The 19759-nt window shown below is 68.2% G+C and carries 18 protein-coding genes; 7 read left to right on the top strand and 11 right to left on the bottom strand.

The annotated features are described in order from the left end of the window. Nucleotides 1-2945: FAD-binding and (Fe-S)-binding domain-containing protein (locus tag GOAMR_RS05050; RefSeq protein ID WP_005183540.1), on the bottom strand; the 2945-nt coding region annotated here is incomplete at its 3' end. A 1-nt stretch (nucleotide 2946) separates the two neighbouring features. Further along, nucleotides 2947-4269: an aspartate aminotransferase family protein gene (locus tag GOAMR_RS05045; RefSeq protein WP_005183537.1), complete on the bottom strand. Its 1323-nt coding sequence runs from the start codon at nucleotides 4267-4269 to the stop codon at nucleotides 2947-2949. 76 nt (nucleotides 4270-4345) lie between these two features. Between GOAMR_RS05045 and GOAMR_RS05040 the strand changes: the two genes are divergently transcribed. Together GOAMR_RS05040 and GOAMR_RS05035 are read left to right on the top strand one after the other, a co-directional pair. Further along, nucleotides 4346-5347: a D-2-hydroxyacid dehydrogenase gene (locus tag GOAMR_RS05040; protein WP_040514394.1), complete on the top strand. Its 1002-nt coding sequence runs from the start codon at nucleotides 4346-4348 to the stop codon at nucleotides 5345-5347. Between the two features lie 21 nt (nucleotides 5348-5368). Further along, entirely contained in the window at nucleotides 5369-6520 is a 1152-nt protein-coding gene (locus GOAMR_RS05035; RefSeq protein ID WP_005183532.1) for a threonine synthase, read from the top strand. A 49-nt stretch (nucleotides 6521-6569) separates the two neighbouring features. Here GOAMR_RS05035 and GOAMR_RS23500 read toward each other — a convergent pair whose 3' ends face one another. The 9 genes from GOAMR_RS23500 to GOAMR_RS04990 form a co-directional block, all read right to left on the bottom strand. Next, nucleotides 6570-6887: a PIN domain-containing protein gene (locus GOAMR_RS23500; protein WP_005183529.1), complete on the bottom strand. Its 318-nt coding sequence runs from the start codon at nucleotides 6885-6887 to the stop codon at nucleotides 6570-6572. Next, on the bottom strand, nucleotides 6884-7144 hold the full coding sequence (locus tag GOAMR_RS25320) for a FitA-like ribbon-helix-helix domain-containing protein (protein ID WP_040514442.1): 261 nt from the start codon (nucleotides 7142-7144) through the stop codon (nucleotides 6884-6886). The genes GOAMR_RS23500 and GOAMR_RS25320 overlap by 4 nt, the downstream gene beginning before the upstream one ends. 145 nt (nucleotides 7145-7289) lie before the next feature. Further along, nucleotides 7290-7910 carry a pyridoxamine 5'-phosphate oxidase family protein gene (locus tag GOAMR_RS05020; protein WP_005183524.1) on the bottom strand — a complete coding sequence of 207 codons (621 nt, stop codon included), beginning with the start codon at nucleotides 7908-7910 and terminating at the stop codon, nucleotides 7290-7292. Continuing rightward, nucleotides 7907-8680: a creatininase family protein gene (locus tag GOAMR_RS25495; protein WP_005183520.1), complete on the bottom strand. Its 774-nt coding sequence runs from the start codon at nucleotides 8678-8680 to the stop codon at nucleotides 7907-7909. Before GOAMR_RS25495 ends, GOAMR_RS05020 begins: the two co-directional genes overlap by 4 nt. Next, nucleotides 8677-10008, bottom strand: coding sequence for an FAD-binding oxidoreductase (locus tag GOAMR_RS25490; RefSeq protein WP_005183517.1), 1332 nt, complete (start codon nucleotides 10006-10008; stop codon nucleotides 8677-8679). Before GOAMR_RS25490 ends, GOAMR_RS25495 begins: the two co-directional genes overlap by 4 nt. Next, nucleotides 10008-11186: a substrate-binding domain-containing protein gene (locus GOAMR_RS05005; protein WP_005183516.1), complete on the bottom strand. Its 1179-nt coding sequence runs from the start codon at nucleotides 11184-11186 to the stop codon at nucleotides 10008-10010. Before GOAMR_RS05005 ends, GOAMR_RS25490 begins: the two co-directional genes overlap by 1 nt. A 64-nt stretch (nucleotides 11187-11250) precedes the next feature. Continuing rightward, entirely contained in the window at nucleotides 11251-12138 is an 888-nt protein-coding gene (locus tag GOAMR_RS05000; RefSeq protein WP_005183513.1) for an ABC transporter permease, read from the bottom strand. After that, on the bottom strand, nucleotides 12135-12923 hold the full coding sequence (locus tag GOAMR_RS04995) for an ABC transporter ATP-binding protein (protein ID WP_005183511.1): 789 nt from the start codon (nucleotides 12921-12923) through the stop codon (nucleotides 12135-12137). Before GOAMR_RS04995 ends, GOAMR_RS05000 begins: the two co-directional genes overlap by 4 nt. 82 nt (nucleotides 12924-13005) lie before the next feature. After that, on the bottom strand, nucleotides 13006-14259 hold the full coding sequence (locus GOAMR_RS04990) for an amidohydrolase family protein (RefSeq protein WP_005183506.1): 1254 nt from the start codon (nucleotides 14257-14259) through the stop codon (nucleotides 13006-13008). 313 nt (nucleotides 14260-14572) lie between these two features. Here GOAMR_RS04990 and GOAMR_RS04985 point away from each other — a divergent pair, with 313 nt between their 5' ends. The 5 genes from GOAMR_RS04985 to GOAMR_RS04965 are packed head-to-tail and all read left to right on the top strand — an operon-like array spanning nucleotide 14573 to nucleotide 19759. Beyond that, the gene (locus GOAMR_RS04985; protein WP_005183504.1) at nucleotides 14573-15202 is read left to right on the top strand and encodes a helix-turn-helix domain-containing protein; all 630 of its coding nucleotides are present in this window, start codon (nucleotides 14573-14575) and stop codon (nucleotides 15200-15202) included. 57 nt (nucleotides 15203-15259) lie between these two features. After that, nucleotides 15260-16219: a PDR/VanB family oxidoreductase gene (locus GOAMR_RS04980; RefSeq protein ID WP_005183499.1), complete on the top strand. Its 960-nt coding sequence runs from the start codon at nucleotides 15260-15262 to the stop codon at nucleotides 16217-16219. Continuing rightward, entirely contained in the window at nucleotides 16216-17523 is a 1308-nt protein-coding gene (locus GOAMR_RS04975; RefSeq protein ID WP_005183496.1) for an amidohydrolase family protein, read from the top strand. Before GOAMR_RS04980 ends, GOAMR_RS04975 begins: the two co-directional genes overlap by 4 nt. Before the next feature lie 52 nt (nucleotides 17524-17575). Further along, the gene (locus GOAMR_RS04970; protein ID WP_005183493.1) at nucleotides 17576-18487 is read left to right on the top strand and encodes a cation diffusion facilitator family transporter; all 912 of its coding nucleotides are present in this window, start codon (nucleotides 17576-17578) and stop codon (nucleotides 18485-18487) included. Nucleotides 18488-18526: 39 nt separating this feature from the next. Beyond that, nucleotides 18527-19759: a kynureninase gene (locus tag GOAMR_RS04965; RefSeq protein WP_005183489.1), complete on the top strand. Its 1233-nt coding sequence runs from the start codon at nucleotides 18527-18529 to the stop codon at nucleotides 19757-19759.

Here is a 19759-nt window from a genome sequence, read left to right as displayed (position 1 = left end):
CATGAGGGTCGTCCTTTCGCCGGGATGTGCGGTGGTGCGGGATCGAGCAGTTCGGCCAGGTGGATACCGGTGGACCGGATGCCGGGGTCGATGGCGGTGAGGTGCTCGACCGACATCGCGCAACTAAAGCCGTCGGTGATCACCGGATGGCCGGGGGCCGCCCGCAACGCCGGCGCGAGGGCCTGTTCGGCGACGGCGACACTCACCTCGTAGTGACCGCGTTCGAAACCGAAGTTGCCGGCCACACCGCAGCAACCGTCGGCGGTGCGCACCTTGACTCCGAGGTCGCCGAGCACCTCCCGGGTGCGGGGAGCGAACGTCGCGTAGTCGTGGCAATGGGTCTGCAGGGTCACCACCTCCGGCACATTCCGGGGCCGCCAGCCGTCCTCGATCAACTGCGGCAGGTGGTCGGCGAAACTGTGCACCCGCGCGGCGACCCGCCTGGCGGCATCGGTGCCGACGAGTTCGGGCAGGTCCTTGCGCAGAGCGGCGGCGCAGCTCGGTTCGATCACGACGATCGGCCGGTCGGTGCCGTCGTCGAGCCTGGTGACGGTGCGGGTCAGGACCTTCCGCGCCTTGGTGAGCTGCCCGGTGGAGATCCAGGTGAGGGCGCAGCAGGCATCCGATGTGCAGCCCACAGCCTGGCCGGTGCCACCGAGTACCCGGGTGGCGGCGCCGATCAGATGTGGCCGGAAGGCCTGGGTGAACGAGTCCACGAACACGATCACGTCGGTCGCCGCGGTGACCGACGGCGCGGCGCGGCGATGTCGGCGCCGTTCCCGGGCGGTGGCGAACCGGGGCATGCTCCGGCGTGGGTCCAGGCCGCCCGCGCGTGTGGCCACCGAGCGCAGCGGGCTGTCGAGGACGGCGTTGACGATCGGGGCCGCGACACCGGCGACCGGTAACCAGGCGGGCATCCAGCCGAGCGAGTAGTGGGCGAGCGGGCGGAGCCGGCCCGCATGATGGTGGTGGAGGAACTCCGACTTGAAGGTGGCCATGTCCACCCCGGTGGGGCAGTCGACCGAACACGCCTTGCATGACAGGCACAGGTCGAGGGCGTCGGCGGCCTCGGCCGACCGCCAGCCCGCGTCCACGGTGCCTGCCGTGCGCACCATCTCCTGCAGCACCCGGGCACGGCCCCGGGTGGAATCCTTCTCGTCCCGCGTCGCCCGGTAGCTCGGACACATCACCCCGCCGGTAGTGGTCCGGCAGCGTCCCACCCCGATGCACCGCTGGACAGTTCCCGCGAATGGTTTGAGCGGGAACTCGGTGCGCCAGTCGCGGTCGGGCACATCGGCCAGCAGAAGGTCGGCGGTGATGGGTGCGGGGTCGGTGATCGAGCCGGGGTTGAGCAGGCCGCCGGGGTCCCAGATCCGTTTGAACTCGGCGAACGCGGCCAACATCGTCGGTGAGTACATGATGGGCAGCAACGCCGAGCGGGCCCGGCCGTCGCCGTGCTCCCCGGACAGGGACCCGCCGTGGGCCACCACGAGCCGGGCAGCGTCGGTGCAGAAGCGTTCCATCGCGGCGCGGCCGTCGGCGCTGCGCAGGTCGAAGGTGATGCGCACATGCATGCAGCCGGCACCGAAATGCCCGTACATCACCCCGGTCAGTTGATGCCGCTGCAGGAGTCCGGTGAAGTCGTCGAGGTAGTCGGCGAGCCGTTCGGGCGCCACCGCCGCGTCCTCCCAGCCCGGCCACGACTCGTAACCGGCACCGACGGAGTCGTCGTCGGGGTCGGCCAGTCGCGACGACAGGCCCGCGCCGTCCTCCCGGATGCGCCACAGTGTTTTCCGCGCCGCCGGGCCGGGTACGGTGACCCCGGCGATCATCCGGCCCGCGACGGCCAGCTCGTCCAGGAGCCGGGCGGCGGCCGACTCGACGTCGGGATCGGAGTGGGTGACGGCACTGTGTTCATCGAGATCGATGAACAGCCATGCGGTGCACGCGGGATCGTCGATGCCGGGCAGCGCGGTGATGGTGTGCGGACCGCGCCGGGCGGCCATCGTCGCGACGATCTTGCGGTCGATGCCTTCGACCGCGGACGGCTCATACGGCAGGACCGTGGTGATGTCGCGGGCGGCATCGCTCACCGAGCGATAGGCGACGCACAACAACAGGGGAAAGGTGGCCACCGGAACCAGCCGCACCCGCGCCGCGACGACGATCGCGCAGGTGCCCTCGCTGCCCACCAGCGCCCGGGCGACGTCGAAACCGTTTTCCGGCAGCAGTTTCGCCAGATGGTAGCCCGACACCTGACGGGGAATGGTCTCCAGACCCGTGCGTAGCTCCGCCAGATTCCGGTCGGTGAGCGCGTGCAGTTGTGCGGTGAGCTGCCGGGCGCGGGTGGCCGCCGCGTCGTCTCCGGCCCGGGTGGCATGCAGCCCGCCGCGGGTGGCGGTCAGCTGCAGCCCGTCGGCGGTCACCAGGTGCAACTCCTCGACATGATCGGTGGTGCGCCCGTGACGGACCGAATGATTGCCGCAGGCATCGTTGCCGATCGCGCCGCCGAGGGTGGCCCGCGACGCCGATGACGGGTCGGGGGCGAAGGTGAGCCGGCCGTGTGTGGCCTCCTGCGCGGTGCGGGCCAGCGTGGTGAGCACGATCCCGGATTCGGCCAGCGCGGTGCCGGTGGCCGGATCGATGTCGTGGACGCGATGCAGGTGGCGGGACAGGTCCAGAACGATGCCGTCACCGATCGCGTTGCCCGCCATCGACGTTCCGCCGCCGCGGGCGATGAGCGCGATGCCATGGGTGTGGCAGTACCCGGCCACCCGCGCGACCTGTTCCGGATCACGCGGAAACACCACGCCGAGCGGGCGGACCCGGTAGTTCGACGCGTCGTAGGCGTATTCGGCGAGACGCCTGGCACCATACTCCAACTCGATGCCGAGCGCGGCGAGATCACCGGCGACGGCTTCTGCTGGGCGACTGCGCGAGGTCATATCACCCGAGTGTGTCACCGTCACCGAAGACCTCGGCGCAGGCCCGCTCGAACCGATCCAGTCCCAGCGCGATCTCATCCTCGGACACGATCAGCGCCGGGATCAGGCGCACCACGTTGCCCGCGGGACCGCACGTGAGGGTGAGCAGGTCGCGGCCGGTGGTGGCCCGCTGCACGGCGGCGGCGGCCGTCGCATCCGGCTGTGGCCTGCCGCCGGATCCCGCGATCACGAACTCGATCCCGGCCATCAGGCCCAGTCCCCGCACGTCCCCGATGGCGGGGAAGCGCCCGGCGAGCGCACGTAACCCGGCCAGGAGCTGTTCGCCCCGGACGCGGGCGTTCTCGACGAGGTTCTCGTCGGCGATCACGTCGATGGTGGCGATCGCCGCGGCTGCGGCCACCGCGTTGCCGCCGTAGGTGCCGCCCTGCGATCCCGGCCACGCCTTGGCCATCAGTGCGGTGGGTGCGGCGATCGCGGAGATCGGGAATCCGGATGCGAGGCCTTTCGCGGTGACGAGGATGTCGGGGGTCAGTCCGGGAGCGTGCTGGTGTCCCCAGAATTTTCCGGTGCGCCCGAACCCGGCCTGGACTTCGTCGACGATGAGCACGATCCCGTGGGTGTCGGCGCGTTCCCGCAGACCTTGCAGGAATCGTGGGGGAGTCGGCAGGTAGCCGCCGTCGCCGAGGACGGGTTCGATGAGGAAGGCGGCCGCGTCGTCGGGTGCCACCCGCGTGGCGAACAGGTAGTCGAGTTCGTCGAGGGCGAAGTCGATCGCGGTGTCGGTGTCCCAGCCGTACCGGTAGGCGTAGGGGAACGGCGCCATGTGCACGCCGGGCATCAGCGGTGAGAAGCCGGCGGAGAAGCGGGTACCGGCGCTGGTGAGACTTGCCGCGGCGACGGTCCGGCCGTGGAATCCGCCCTGGAACACCACAATGTTGGGCCGGCCGGTGGCCATGCGGGCGAGCCGGATCGCCGCCTCGACCGCTTCGGACCCGGAGTTGGCATAGAACACCGAGTCCAGGCCGGCGGGCAGGAGCGGTCCCAGTTTGGCGGTCAGCTCCAGCAGCGGCTCGTGCATCACGGTCGTGTACTGGGCGTGGATGATCTTCGCGCACTGTGCCTGCGCCGCCGCGACCACCCGCGGATGACAGTGGCCGGTGCTGGTGACACCGATGCCGGTGGTGAAGTCCAGGTAGTCCCGGCCGTCGGTGCCGTGGATCCACGATCCGCGGGCGTGATCGACGACCACCGGCGTCGCCTGTTTCAGGACGGGGCTCAGGTGGGCGGTCTGAGTGAAGCCGGCAGGTTCGGCGGTGACGGTCATGCCTAGAGACTGCCACTGATTGTAGGATTGTCAACAATCAACAGAATTCGGTTGGTCGGCTGGCTACGGTGAAGGGATGTCTGTGCGTCCAACCGTCGTGATCCTCGGGGCACCCGGCGTGCCCGCACCCCACAACCTCGACACCGTCGCCACACTGGCGGACGTGCGCGAATGCACCGCCGACACACTCGGTGAGGCGCTGCCCGGCGCCGACGTCGTCGTCGTGTGGGACTTCTTCTCCGGCGCACTCGCCCACCACTGGGGACCGGCGACGCGGGAGCTGCGGTGGGTGCACGTCTGCGCGGCCGGTGTCGACTCCGTCCTGTTCGATGAACTGCGGACCTCCCCGGTGGTGGTGACCAACGCCTCGGGAGTGTTCGACGGCCCGATCGCCGAGTTCGTCCTCGCTTCGATCCTCGCCCGGGATAAGCAGCTGCACGAGTCGAAATCGTTTCAGCGACAGGCACAGTGGCGGCACCGGGAAACCCGGCGGACCGCGGGCACCTCGGCGCTGGTGATCGGGACCGGTGGCATCGGCCGGTCGATCGCGGCGCTGCTGAGGGCAGTGGGAATCCAGGTGACCGGCGCCGGGCGCACGGCGCGCACCGACGACCCGGACTTCGGTATCGTCCACGACTCGGCCCGACTGCGCGAGTACGTCGGCGACTTCGACAACGTCATCGTGGTCGCGCCGCTCACCCCGGCCACCCGGCACCTCATCGACGCACGGGTGCTCGCGGCGATGCGCCCCGACGTGCACCTGATCAACGTGGGACGCGGTCCGCTCATCGACGAATCCGCGCTGATCGCGGCCCTGCGAGACGGCCGGATCGGTGCGGCTTCCCTCGATGTGTTCACCGACGAACCGCTCGACCCGGCCAACCCGCTCTGGACAATGGACAATGTCGCCATCTCGCCGCACATGAGCGGCGACGTGACCGGCTGGCGCGACACCCTTGCCGATGCCTTCCTCACCAACCTCCGTCGCTACGTCGCCCGCGGCACGGACGAGCCTGCCGACGTGCTGCACCACGTCGTCGACAAGGAGCGTGGCTACATTTCCCACCGTCCCCGGTAGCGGCCTGGAACAATTCCGGAGGTGGGAGTCTCCGAGAGTTACCTGGTGGACCGGTCCGGGCATCGCTACGCGCTGACCGACCGCCGGTGGCGCGGCGACGACCTGTCACCGCTGGCCGTGAGCCCGCTGCCCGGGCTGCGGCCGGCCGATCTCGACACCTCCGAGCGCTCCCTGTGGCGATATGCGCGGACCTTGCCCGTATCGGTCGCCCATCGGGTGAGCCTCGGGGAGGGCCTGACCCCGATGCCGGCGATCGACTGGCAAGGGATACAGGTACACACCAAACTCGAATGGTTCAATCCCACCGGCAGTTTCAAGGATCGGGGAGTGTCGGTCATGCTCACCCACCTCCGATCACAGGGGACCACGCGGGTGCTGGAGGATTCTTCGGGCAACGGGGGTGCGGCCGTCGCCGCCTATTCGGCAGCGGCCGGGATCGACGCCGTGATCCTCGTTCCGGCCGCCACGTCACCGGCCAAGACAACGCAGGTGCGGGCCTACGGGGCAACGATCGACCTGGTGACAGGCTCCCGCGACGACGTCGCCGACGAGGCGATCCGCCGTTCCGCCGAGATTCCGTATGCGAGCCACAGCTGGCATCCGATGTTCTTGCAGGGCGTCAAGACCATCGGCTACGAGATCTGGGAATCGCTGGGGTTCACCGCACCCGACAACATCGTGAGCGTGGCCGGCGCCGGCAGCATCGTCCTCGGCTGCGATCTGGCCTTCACCGAACTGCTCGCCGCGGGCAGCATTGACCGGCGACCACGCCTGTTCGCCGGCCAGCCGCAGGACTGGGCCACCATCGTAGACGCCCTGGACGGCATCAACACCCAACGCACCGAACGCATCCCGACGATCGCCGAGGGCGCCTCGATCGCCCGACCGATACGGCTCCCCGAAGTCGTCGAGGCGATCCAGCGTTCGGCGGGCGGAGGTATTCGGGTGTCCGACGACGAGATTCACAGCGCCATGGTGACTCTCGCACGGCGAGGCCTGTACGCCGAACCCACCAGCGCCGTCGCGGCCGCCGCTCTCGACAGGCTGCTCGACGCCGGCACGATCACCGCCGACCAGACGACGGTCATCGTGCTCACCGGTACCGGCCTGAAAGCGGAAGCACACTGGCGCAACGCGGCGCAGCATTCGAGGTCTCCGTCCGTCCTGGGGTAACGTCCCGAGCAGGGCGGTACGGTTGCTCTGATGCCTGTCGCCGTTCGGCTCAACCGCCGAATGGGTTGACCGTCGCGACACCGGTTCCGGCGAAGCCATTGCTGTCGCGGGTGGCGACGAGTGCGTCGTGGACTCGGGCGATTGCCGCGATCTGCGCATCGGCAGAACCGATCGGGATGCCTGCACGGTCACGATCAGCGACGATGTCGCCGTAGCAGTCGGCAGCGGCGATATCGAACGCTGCAGCGCGGGTGATTGCTGTGAGGTACAACTGATGAGGATTCTGGAGGCTCAGCCACGCCGTGGCCGCGTCATGTGCGCTCGTTCCCATCGCCACCGCGACGACATCGGTGTCGAGGATGATCATTCGACGTCGCCGAAGGTCACCGGGCGTTGAACCTCGGTGCGCCGCGGGGGGAACATCAGGTCGATCTCTTCGTCGGTCAGGTCGGCCTCGTCGGCGAATCGGCGCAACGCATCGACCAGATTGATCGTCCGGGGTGCCACACCGGCTTCGAGAATCGCACGGGCCTCGGCCTCCATCGACCGGCCATGAGCCGCGGCCTGCTCTCGAAGCTTCTGATGAATCTCCGGGTCCAGGTTCCGAACTGTCAGAATGGTCATCGCCACCTCCCGCATGCATTGCATTGCTTGCAATAGACGTACCCCACGACCTCATCAGTGTCGGCAGAACTCGATGGTACCGTCGCGGCGCGGAAGCATGCCGACAGTCACCCGAGTGGTCCGCTGAGCGTGTCGCAGCGTTGCGCTACCCGGGAAGGATTTGCGCGTTCCACTCCTCGCACGGTGTTGCGCGCCGGAACCGTACCCGCTGCGACGGGCCGTCGGGGTCACCTCGCCAGAAGGTGAACTCCCGGGGGATCACCGCGAAACCCGTCCATGTCGGCGGTGGCTCCAGACTCGGATGGCCGGCGTCGAAATCAGCCCACCGTTCGTGGCGCACCGTCGGCGGCAGCCCCGCGTGCTCGGCGTCGTTGAGCCAGGCGAGCAGCTTCAGATACCGCGAACGCGCATCGTAGGCGCTGCGCAGTTCGGCGTCGTCGGCGCCGCGCACATCACCGACGACGCACAATTGACGGCTATCGGCCGGCCATGGGATCGACAGACACGCCCGCGGTGCCGCCGTGAGCTCGGCCACCTTGTCCGAGCGGCTGTCGGTGTGAAAATACAGTGCGCCACCGGCGATTTCGGTGAGCAGCACATGCCGGACCCGTGGGTAGCCGTCGACACCAGCGGTGGCCAGCGCCATCAGCAACGGCGACATACCCTCGGCGCGGCGGGTCCACTTCTCCGCCAGGTCGACCGGGTCGACCGTCAGAACATCCTCGGGTGCACAGTCGACCCCGAAAGCCGTGTCCGCGGTGATCATGCGCGCACCCTACCCGGGTCGAAGGTGGCGACCTCACCGAGCGCGGCCACCAGTTCGGTGACCCGGTCGGCGAACAGCACCTGCCCGATGGCCGCGGTGGCCCCGGTCGGGTCACCGATGACCCCGGATTCGCTGAAATCGGTGGACAGCCAACCGAACCGGATCGTCTTGTTGAAGCCGACGTGCTCGCAGCCGGCCACCGCATCGGCGACCGAAGCCTGCGCCACACTCATGTCCACCAGTTCTGGGCGCAGGTGCAGCATGATCGATGTTTCGGCCCAGCCCGCGTGAATACCCAGCCCGCGTTCGGTGGGGCCAGGTGCGGCCGGACCCCAGGCGAAGAATGTCTGCAGGTTGAACCGGCGGCGCAGCTCGCGGGCGGCCACCTCGAGCAGGGCGGAGTTACCGCCGTGTGCGTTGATCACCAACAGGCGCCGTGCGGGAGTGCCCACGATCGAGGCGCCGATGTCGACGAGGGTCTCGAAGAACGTCGTCGCCCTGGTCCACATCGTCCCCGGCAGTTCGGCGTGCTCGTCGGATTTCGTATAGGCCAGTGCCGGCAGCAACCACACGTCATGTCCAGCCGCGGCACCGGCGTCCACAACCGCCGACGACAATGCTTCTGCGACAACCAGATCCGTCGACATCGGCAGGTGCGGTCCGTGCGGCTCGACCGCACCGGTGGGCAGCACCAGCACCGAGTCGCGGCTCAGCGCGGTGCCCACCTCGGCGGTGGTGAGGTCGGCGAACCGGCGGGTCGCGGTGCTCACATCCACCGCCCCGGATTGAGCAGACCCTTCGGATCGGTCTGCGCGGCAAGTGCTTTGACCCGGTCCGCGTCGAGGTCCACATACCACTGGTGGGGGGAGTGGACCGCGATACCGAGTTCGGTGAGCGCCGGCACACCTTCCATCACCTGCTCGGGGCTGTGGAAGATGCCGTTGGCCATCCCGAACATCTGCCCGTGCCCGGCTTCCAGGTGTACGACGCCGCCGTCGTACACCGCCTGCACCTCGTCGAGCTTGTCCACCAGCGCGTCGCCCATGCACTCCATGTGAAAGTACTTGCCGGGGTACGCCTTTTGCAGCCACCAGGTGGGGTGGTTGTAGGACAGGGTGGACATCTTGATTGACTGCGCGATCCCGTCCCGGACCGCCTCCACCCGACCGCCCGCGGTGGTGATGATGTCGGTGACCTGCTCCATGCAGCGGGCGTCGAAGATGCCGCGCACACTGGCCCGGCCCTTGACGATCGCCGGATCGTCGGGCAGGGCCGCCGCCATGAGCGGGCCGTCGGCCGACAGGATCCGCGGCAACGGCTCCACCTTCGACAGCACCTGCGCGGTGGTGAACGCATCTTGTTGTTCGGCGAAGCTCGCATACAGGCATTTCCAGTCCTGCAGCGGTTCCAGCCGGACCGTGGCCGAGACGATGATGCCCGCGACGCCGTAGGTGTGCACCATCGGCTGTGCGTCATCACCTTCGAGGTGGATCAGTTCGGCGTCGTCGGTGCCGTACACGACATCGACCGACTCGACGAAACCCTGATGATTGCGGCCGTGCACGATCGTCCCGGTGCCCGCCGACCCGCCTGCGAGGAAACCACCGAGAGTGGACTGCACCGTGGACGGATACATCCACAACTGCGCCCCGTTGTTCCAGGCGGCCTGTTCCAGGTTGATCATGCGGGCACCGGCCTGCGCCGAGATCGTCCCGGCGGTGATGCCGGTGATGTCGGTCAAGGACGTCATGTCCAGGACCAGGCCACCGAACCGGGGCACCACCTGCCCGTAGTTGCCGGTGCCCTTGCCGCGGGTGGTGATGGGCACGCCGCGCCGGATGGCGGCCCGCACGATCGGCGCGACCACCTCCACCGTGCGCGGATAGCACACCAGGTCGGGGCGCCCCAGATCGGCGGCCGACAGGATCGGGCTCATCCCCGATCCGTCTCGGGAGGCTCGGTCGATCGCGCGCGGCAACGAACTGATGCCCCGGGGGCCGACGATCGGGAGCAGATCGTCGGCCAGGCCATCGACATCGCCCGGCCCGAAATCGGGCCGGCCGGCGTCGGTGTGCACACCGAAGAGCGGTGCGGTCATCAACCCATCACCACCGACTTGTCGATGAACTGGTTGGTCGCGACCTTCTCCGGGGTCAGGCCGTCCGCGGCCGGGGAGTTCTGCTTGGCGAAGATCGGCGAGGTGACGTCGATGATGCGTTGCACCCGCTTCTCGTCGAAGCCGCCCACGGCACCCATCGCGCTGTTACCGACGAGCTTGAGCTTCTTCATCGTCTCCACCGCGTAGTCGGCGTTGCGCTGGGTGTACACCCAGCCGGTGTCGTACTGCTTGACCACCTCGAGGATGATCTTGTTGGCAGCGGCCGGATCGGCGAAGAAGTCGACGACGCCCTTCTGCATCACCGGGACAAGCTGCTTGAGGCAGTCCGAGTACTTCTCCACATCGGGGCTGCGCAGCGCGACCGCCGACTTGTAGGTGGGGAACCCGATGTCGTTGACCAACTGGTACTTGACCGGCTTCTTCCAGCCGTCGATCTCCTCCTGGTACAGCTGCGGCTCCGAGCTGGCGTAACCCTGCTGCGCCTTCTTGCCCTTGGAGGCGACGAAGTTGGCGGGGGTGCCGTCGTAGCTGCCGTCGACCTGGTCGGGACTGAGGATGCCCGCGCCGGTGACGTAGTCCATCCAGGTGGTGCCCTGGAAGTACAGCACGCTCGCGCCGGTGGCCTTGAGGTCGGCGATCTTCTGCACCTGCGGATAGGTGGCCGGATCCCACATGATCATCTGCGGGCTGATGTCGACCGAGGACATGACCGCGGTGGTGGGGAACTCCTTGGAGGTCTGCACGGCCTGGTCGGTGTCGACGTAGCCGAGCATGATCGACGGGTCCTGGTACATCTTGGACACCACCGACTGGTTGCCGATCGCCGGACCACCGGCCCGGATCTCGATGTCGACGCCGGTGTACTCACCACCGGTGAACAACGGACCGACGACCTTCTTGGCGCCGGCGTCGATCTTGTAGTCGGGGCCGAGCAGCTCGTACAGATGGCCGTGCTCGGACTCGGGTGCCCAGTCGGTCTGGACCACGATCTTGTCGGGGCACACCTTGGACAGGTCGACCTTGCCGACGGTGCCGGTGTAGCCGGAACCGGCGCTGGAATCATCGGAGCCGCAGGCCACGGTGCCGGCGGCAACCGACGCCGCGATGGCGGCCATGCCGATGTATCGGGTGATGCGATGGTGGGGGCGCTTGGCCATGTTTCCTCAAATCTTGCGGGCAGGAACGGTGTTCCTGCGTGGGCGGAGCGGCAAACGGGAGGGTTTACTGCTGGTACCAGCGGCCGACGATGCGGTTGGAGAGCCAGCCGAAGAACCAGAAGAAGACGATGCCCAACAGCGAGGCCAGGACAATGGAGGCGAAGAGTTCGGGTGCCTGCAGGCGTGAGCGGTAGTTGTCGATCAGCACGCCGATACCGGGTTCGCCCTGCTTGAAGAAGAAGTCACCGACGATGGCGCCGACCACGGCCAGACCGGCCGAGATACGCAGACCCGCGAAGATCGCCGGCATGGCCGCCGGGAAGTACAGCTTGCGCAGCGTGGTCCAGCGGCTCGGCTTGTGCAGGGCGAACAGGTCTTGCAGACGCGGATCCACCGACTTGAGGCCGAACAGGGTGTTGGACACGATCGGGAACAGCGCGATCAGCACACAGACGAACACGCGGGCGCCGAACCCGAAACCGAACCAGAAACCGACGAGCGGCACCAGCGCGAGCACCGGGATACATTGCAGCACCACCGCATACGGGAACAGGGCGTTCTCGAGTTGCTTGGACTGGGCCATCGCCACCGCCCACAGCATGCCGATGACGGTGGCGATGAGCAGGCCCGTCAGGGCGACGCCGGTGGTGCGGGCCAGGCCCTGCCACATCTCATCGGCCTGGTCACCGAGCAGACCGTCGGTGATCACCTCGTGTGGTGGCGGCATCAGGAATCGGCGGTCGGGGTCGAGGATGCCGTAGCTGACCAGGTACCAGGCGCCCAGCACGAGCAAGAGCACGGCGAACGGTCCGGCCATCTTCTTGAGTGCTCCGGGGGCGGCTTTCACCTTCTTCGCGTGGACGGCGATATCGGTGGTGGTCGACGGTGCGCCGGGATCGGGGTGGCTCGGATCCTGCTGGGCGGCCGGCTGATCGGTCTGGGGCGTGGTCATGAGTGTGCCTCTCGCAGTGCCACCGACACACGGCCGGCGAGTTCGCTGAATTCGGCCTCGAAACGCAGTTCGGGCGGGCGGGGGAACGGGAAGGGAACCTCGAACTCCTCGACGATGGTGCCGGGCCGTCCCGACATCACCAGGACGCGGCTGGACAGGAACACCGCCTCCGACACCGAGTGGGTGATGAAGAGCCCGGCGAACGGGCGGGCGGCGAACAGTTCGGTCAGTTCCACACCGAGCCGTTCGCGGGTGATCTCGTCGAGCGCGGCGAACGGCTCGTCGAACAGAAACAGTTCCGGCTCCAGGGTCAGCGCCCGGGCCAGCGACACGCGCATCCGCATGCCACCGGAAAGCTGATGGGGCAGATGGTTTTCGAAACCGGTCAGACCGACCGTGCCGATGGCCTCCTCGGCCCGCTTGCGGCGTTCGGCCTTACTCACCCCGTCGAGTTCGCCGAGCAGCGCCACGTTGTCGACGACGCTGCGCCACGGCAGCAGTGTGGCGTCCTGGAAGACGTACCCGGTGCGCTGGGCACCGCACTGCAGGTAGCCGCCGGTGATCTTCTCCAGACCCGCCGACAGGCGCAGCAGCGTCGACTTGCCGCATCCCGACGGGCCGACGACGGAGACGAACTCCCCCTCGCGCACCGTCAGATTCACGTCGCTGAGGGCGTGGGTGCCGTTCGGGTAACGCAGTTCGCAGTGTTCGAACCCGACGAGCGGGTGGGTGCTCGGATCGGGAGCGTCCGGGGCCTCGGTGGCTGAGGTCTGTGGGCTGGTCATAACGCCTCCGTGAGGTCGCAATCGGGGGTGGTCGGGGCAGGGTCAGAGGGGCGGAACGGGAAACCGGGCTGGTCGGGTCGCGTCAGCGGCAGGCGAACGCGATCTCGCGGTGGGTCTCGGTGCGGGCGACAACGGTGCCTCCCACGATGACAACCCGGTCGGCGGGTGCGGTGGCGATGACATCGACGGTGTCGGCGCCTCGCACAGCGAGGAAGTCGGCTCGGGCGCCGACGGCAGGACCGGCCGGTTCGAGGCCGAGTACGCGCCGGACATCACCGGTGACCAGGTCGATCGAACCGGCCGGACTCTGGTGTGCGGCAACCACACTCAAGGCGGCCGTTTCGAGTGGATCGGCGCGTCCGAGCGGATTGAACGGATCGCGCAGATTGTCGGCACCGGCGCAGACCGTGACACCTCCGGCGCGCAGGGCGCTGATCGGAGCGATGGCGCGCTGACCGCGGCCCGGTCCGTCGTGCCCCTGCAGGTACAGGTTGGTGATCGGCAACGCGACCACCCCCACCCGCGCAGCGGCGAGCCGGTCGGTGACGTCGGCCAGCTCGGCCACCGACAATGTGGACAGCCTGCTGCAGTGGCTCGCGGTGCGGATCCGGTCGGCCGGCCACGCGGCCACCCTGTCGGCGTAGGCGGTGATGGTGAGGTGGTCGCCGTGCAGAAACTCGTCGATGTGCATGTCGGTGCCGACGCCGCGCGCCTCGGCGATGTCGAGCAGCCGGTGCAGATCGGCGAGCGGATCGTCGGCCAGATGCGGTGCGCCGCCGACCATATCGGCCCCCGCGTCGAGCGCGGCAAGCACCACCTCATCGGTGACCGTCGAGGCCGGCAGGAACACGATCTGGATGGTGATCAGCCCGGCGAGTTCGCGGCGCACGCGGTCGATGGCCCGCACCGCACGGGTCGGGTCATCGGCGACGGCAGCGTTCACATGGGTACGGATCGCGGTGTAGCCGTTGCCGAGCATCATCAGGGCAGCGCGGCGGGCCCGCTCGACGTAGGCGTCCTCGGTGAAGCGGTTGACGCCCTCGTCCCAGCTCGCGATCGCGGCACGCAGATCGCCCAGCGGCGGGGTGAGTTCGCTCCAGCTCAGCGCCTTGTCGAGGTGAGCGTGCGGTTCGGCGGCGGCGCCGAACAGGATGTGGTCGGTCAGGTCGAGCCAACCCTCTTGCGCACGTGACTTTTCCACGCCTCGTGATGCCGCCGGATCGATCCGTGCCACCCGCACACCCGAGTCCCCGGGCGGGGTCAGGGTGATGTCGACGAGCGATCCGTCGCCGAGGCGGGCGGTGAGCCCGCGCACGGGAGGTGAACCGGTCTGCATGGATTCCTCAGGGTGGTCGAGAAGTGTGCTGGTGTGATCGAAAGGTGGAGGGATGAACCGATATTCGGATGTCGAGAGGTTCGTCGTGGCTGGTCGACGAGGGGATGACCGAATGTTGATACGGTCAACATCGGCAACGATAAGGAGCCTTGGTTTCCGTTGTGTTACCGCAATGCTTCGCCTTGCGCACCGTTCGTTTCGGCTTGCGACGCTCTTCGTTGCGGCCTGCGACGTGGTAGTCGTTGACTCAGCAGCAACACGACTCGGGGGTCCGCGTGCGAGCCCTCATGCCCGGAAGCGAGGTCCTCCCACCGTGACGCTTTCCACCCCCGACCAGGCACTGAAGGCCGTCGGGTCCGAGATCCGGCGGACCCGGCTCGCGCAGGGCCGGACGCTCAAGACCCTCGCCGCCGAGGCGGGGATATCTCATCCGTTTCTGTCTCAGCTCGAACGTGGACTCGCCCGGCCGAGCATGGCCACCCTCGACCGGATCGCCGCGGCCCTGGGCACCACGCAGGTCAACCTGATGCTCGCCGCACAGACCCCCGCATCACCGGCCGCCGGCCTCGGCGATATTCCCGACGGGGTGCAGGTGGTCCGTGCGCACGAGGGTGTGGTGATCCCGCAGACCAGCGAGCATGAACGCGAGGGTTTCTCGCGGCTCCTGATCTCGGGCACCGCCGCCTTCTACCCGCAGGAACAGGTCATCAGTCGCGCCGAGTTCGACAATTTCTACTGCCACGAACAGGACGAATGGGTGCACGTCATCTCCGGCTCCATCCAGATCGATCTCGGTGGCGAACGCACCGTCGAATTGCACGCCGGAGACAGCCTCTACTATCGTGGCGACATTCCGCACAGATGGCGTGCGGCCGGCGACGAGCCGGCCAGGCTGATCGTGGTTCAGGCCGCGGAAGCCACTCCGGCGCCGTCGCGGGACTGAGGTTCCCTGGCTGGGCACCGGCAAAAGGGATGGCCTTTCTCCTGAAAGGTTCCCGTCGTGTCCGACTCCGCATCCACCACAACCATTGCCGTACAGGTCCGTTCCCGACGCTCGCTCACCGACCGCATCGACGAGTTCACCCTCACCCCGGTCGACGGCGAGGCGCTGCCCGCCTGGACCGCCGGTTCCCACATCGATGTCACCTCCCCGGGGGGGATCATCCGCCAGTACTCGCTGTGTTCCTCCGTCGACGACCTCACCGGGTACCGCGTCGCCGTGGAACACCGCGACGACAGCCGCGGCGGTTCGGCATCGATCCACGCGAGCCTCAACGTCGGTGACACCACCGATATCGGTGCCCCACGAAATCACTTCCCGTTGACCCGGGCGCTGGAGTACGTGTTCGTCGCGGGCGGTGTCGGCATCACCCCGATCCTCGCGCTCATCGAAGCCACCGAACTTTTCGGCCGGCCGTGGCGGCTGATCTACTCGGGACGCACGATCACCGAGATGGCCTACGCCGCCGAACTGGCCGCCCGCCACCCCGATCGCGTGACCATCCAGGAGACGTCGGTGTCGGGGCGGGTGGACTTCACCGCGGCGCTGACGGACCTGCCGCCCGGCACCGCGGTCTACGTGTGCGGGCCCCCGGCCATGGTCACCGATGTGACCGCCGCCTGCGTAGATCTTCGGGCCGTCGACGTGTTCGCGGAGAAGTTCGTCGCCACGGGGGAGGAGACCCTGGCCAACACGGCGTTCGAGGTCGACCTGGCGATGTCGGGTCTGACCACCGTCGTACCCGAGGACAAGACGATCCTCGACGTCCTCGACGACGCCGGGGTGGTGACCGTCTCGTCGTGCCGCGACGGTATCTGCGGTACCTGCGAGGTGGGAGTGGTCAGCGGCGAGGTCGACCACCGCGACACCGTACTCACCCCGGAGGAGCGGGCCGAGAACGAGTCGATGATGATCTGCGTCTCCCGTTGCACCAGTGGACGACTGGTCCTGGAACTGTGACCTCCACCCGGATTGAGGGCGGCACCGTCGTCATCGACGGCGCGACGGTCACCGATGCCCCGATCCATGTCGATGACGGCCAGATCGCGTCCGCGGCACCACCGGACGGGCCGGGCGAGGTCATCGACGCCTCCGGTTGTGTGGTGACCGCCGGCCTGATCAACGCTCATCATCACCTGCTGCAAAGCGCGTTCCGGACCCTGCCGGGCACCCGGTTCGCGGTGATGAGCGACTGGCTGGCGCAGATGTCGGCGGCCTACGGACGACTACGCGTCGATCCCGAACTCGGTGCCGCCGCGGCCCGGGTGGGCCTGGCCGAATCGTTGCTGTGCGGAGTGACCACCGTCGCCGATCATCACCTGACCTGGCCCGACGGTATCGATCCGGTCGAGTTGGCCGGGGCGACCATCGAATCCGCGGCCGGCGTGGGAGCACGACTGGTCTTCGTCCGGGGCACGGCCCGCGACGACCCGGCCACGGCCGCCGAGTCGATCGCGGCGATCCACGACACGTACCTGCCCGGTAGCCACGGTGGTATCAGCGACGACGGGAAACTCCAGCTGGCCGTCGGTCCGTCAGGGGTGCACGCCGACGGACCGGAGACATTCGCGGCACTGCGCGAGGTGGCCATGTCGCTGGGGCTGCGCCGCAGAACACAGGCCAACGAGCAGGTCGACGTCGCCATCGCCGCCGACCGCTACGGCCGGCGACCGCTGGAACTGCTCGACGAGTGGGGCTGGCTCGAACCCGGCGTGACCGTCGCGCACCTGTGCGAGATCACCGACGGTGAGATCGACATGCTCGCCGCCCGCGGGGTGACGGCGACACACGCCCCCGGATGTGATGTGCCGATGGGCTGGGGTATCGCCCCGGTGGCCTCGCTGCTGCGGGCCGGAGTTCCGGTGGGCATGGGCACCAGCGGGGGCGGCAGCAACGACGGCGGTCACCTGCTCGCCGACGCACGACTGGCGATGCAGGTTTCCGGGCTCGTCGGCGACCCCGTGTCCGGCGGCACCCTGCTGGGGATGTGTACCGAGGGCTCGGCACAGGGCCTGGGCCGCACCGACATCGGGCATCTGCGGCCGGGTGCGGCGGCGGACCTGTGCATCTGGGACTGCGACGACGTGTTCGACGCCGGTGTCGCCGACCGGATCGAGGGTCTGCTGTGGGCATCGCCCGGCCGGCGGCCCCGGGACGTGATGGTCGCGGGCCGGTGGGTGGTGCGTGACGGGCACCTCGTATCGGACGACTCACGTGCGGCGGCGCACGAGCTGACAGCACTGATCGACTCCCGCAGCGGGTAGCTCACGGCCCGGTATCCCGGCGCAACCCTGGGCCACGGGCGATGATGAGACCATGGCCCACACGACACAGGATCTGAGCCGCTGGGCGCTGCTCAGTATCGCGGCGGCGGCGCTCACCATCGCGTTGAAGATGACCGCGTGGCTGATCACCGGTTCGGTCGGTCTGCTCTCGGACGCCGCCGAATCGGTGGTCAATCTGGTTGCCGCGGTGGTGGCGTTCGTGGCGCTGAAGGTCGCCGCCCGCCCACCCGACGCCACCCACAACTTCGGTCATCAGAAAAGCGAGTATTTCTCGGCGATCATCGAGGGCACCTGCATCGCGATCGCGGCGGTGGTGATCATCGTCAGTGCCGTCGAACGCCTGCTGAACCCCAAGGACATCGAGTCGGCCGGGGTGGGTCTGCTGATCTCGGTGATCGCGAGCGTGATCAACGGCGCAGTCGCCTGGGCCCTGATCCGGGCGGGCCGGCGCAGCAGGTCGGTGACCCTGGAGGCCGACGGCAAACATCTGGCGACCGATGTGTGGACCACTGCCGGGATCCTGGTGGCGATCGCGCTGGTCGCTATCACCGGGTGGAGCATCCTCGATCCGATCGTGGCGATCGCCGTCGCGATCAACATCCTGTTCGTCGGCGGGGGACTGGTCGGCCGAGCTGCGGCCGGGCTGATGGACAAGGCGCTTCCCGACGAGCAACGCACCGCGATCGACGCCGTTCTCGCCGACTTCCGGTCACCCGAGGTGACCTTCCACGACGTGCGGACCCGGGAATCAGGACACATCCGGTTCGTGCAGCTGCACATGCTGGTACCCGGTGACTGGACAGTGCAGCGTGCGCACGACCTGGCCGAGCGGGTCGAGTCCCGGCTGGAATCGGCCGTCGACGATGTGATCCCGACGATCCACATCGAACCGATCGGAGATCCACGCGCCTACGAGGACTGGCGCCTGGAGGAGACCACCTGAAGTCCCGCCCCTTACGGCGCCGCACTTTAGGCTCGTCGCATGACATCGTCGCTTTTCGAACTCGCCGACACCGCGGCCTCCCTCGATGAGGCAGACCCACTGATCGGGTACCGGTCCCGTTTCCTGCGCCACGACGATCCGGGGATCGTCGCCTACCTGGACGGGAATTCGCTGGGACGGCCGCTGGCGGCGTCAGCTGAGCGGCTGGCGGCATTCGTCACCGACGAGTGGGCCGGCCGGCTCATTCGCGGCTGGGACGAGAGCTGGTACGAGTTACCGCTGACGATCGGTGACCGTCTCGGTGACATCGTGCTCGGCGCCGCGGCCGGGCAGACGACGATCGGTGATTCCACCACGGTGCTGCTGTACAAACTGGCGTGCGGTGCGCTGAATCTACGGCCCGGCCGCACCGAGATCGTCCTGGATCGGGAGAACTTTCCCACCGACAGGTATCTGATCGAGTCGATCGCCGCCGACCGGGGTCTTGTCGTGCGCTGGATCGACGTCGACCTGGCCGGCGGGGTCACCACCGACGCCCTGGACGCCGTGGTGTCCGCGCAGACGGCGCTGGTGGTGCTCAGCCATGTCGCCTACCGCTCCGGCTACCTGATCGACGTGCCCGCCGCCGTCGACATCATTCACGAGGCAGGGGCACTGCTGCTGCTCGACCTGTGCCATTCGGCCGGGTCGGTCGAGGTCGACCTCGACGGCTGGGGAGTCGACTTCGCCGCCGGGTGCACCTACAAGTACCTCAACGGCGGACCCGGATCACCGGCCTTCGCCTATGTCGCGGCCTGCCACCTCGACGACTTCCGGCAGCCGGTGTGGGGCTGGATGGGCCGGCACAACCCATTTGAGATGGAACAGGGATATGTTCCCGCGCAGGGTATCCGGCGGGTCATCAGCGGCACACCGGCGATCATCGGGATGCTGCCGATCCAGGACTCTGTCGACCTGATCGCCGAAGCCGGGATCACCGCGATCCGGGCGAAGTCGGTGGCGCTCACCGAGTTCGCGCTGCAGGCCGTCGACACCGTGCTCGGCGACCGCGGCGTGGTCGTGTCCTCACCCCGTGATCCACAACGACGAGGCGGGCACATCACCATCGATCACCCCGACTTCAAAGCGGTCACCGCCACGCTGTGGGAGCGGGGGATCATCCCGGACTTCCGGCGGCCCGACGGGATCCGGCTCGGACTCAGCCCGCTGAGCACCTCCTTCCCCGAGGTGCTGGCCGGGGTGTCGGCGATCGCCGAACAACTCGGCGGATAG

Source organism: Gordonia amarae NBRC 15530 (assembly GCF_000241345.1).
GTDB lineage: Bacteria > Actinomycetota > Actinomycetes > Mycobacteriales > Mycobacteriaceae > Gordonia > Gordonia amarae.
The sequence above is the reverse complement of the archived record's forward strand: the minus strand, read 5'-3'. Positions and strand labels throughout refer to the sequence as shown.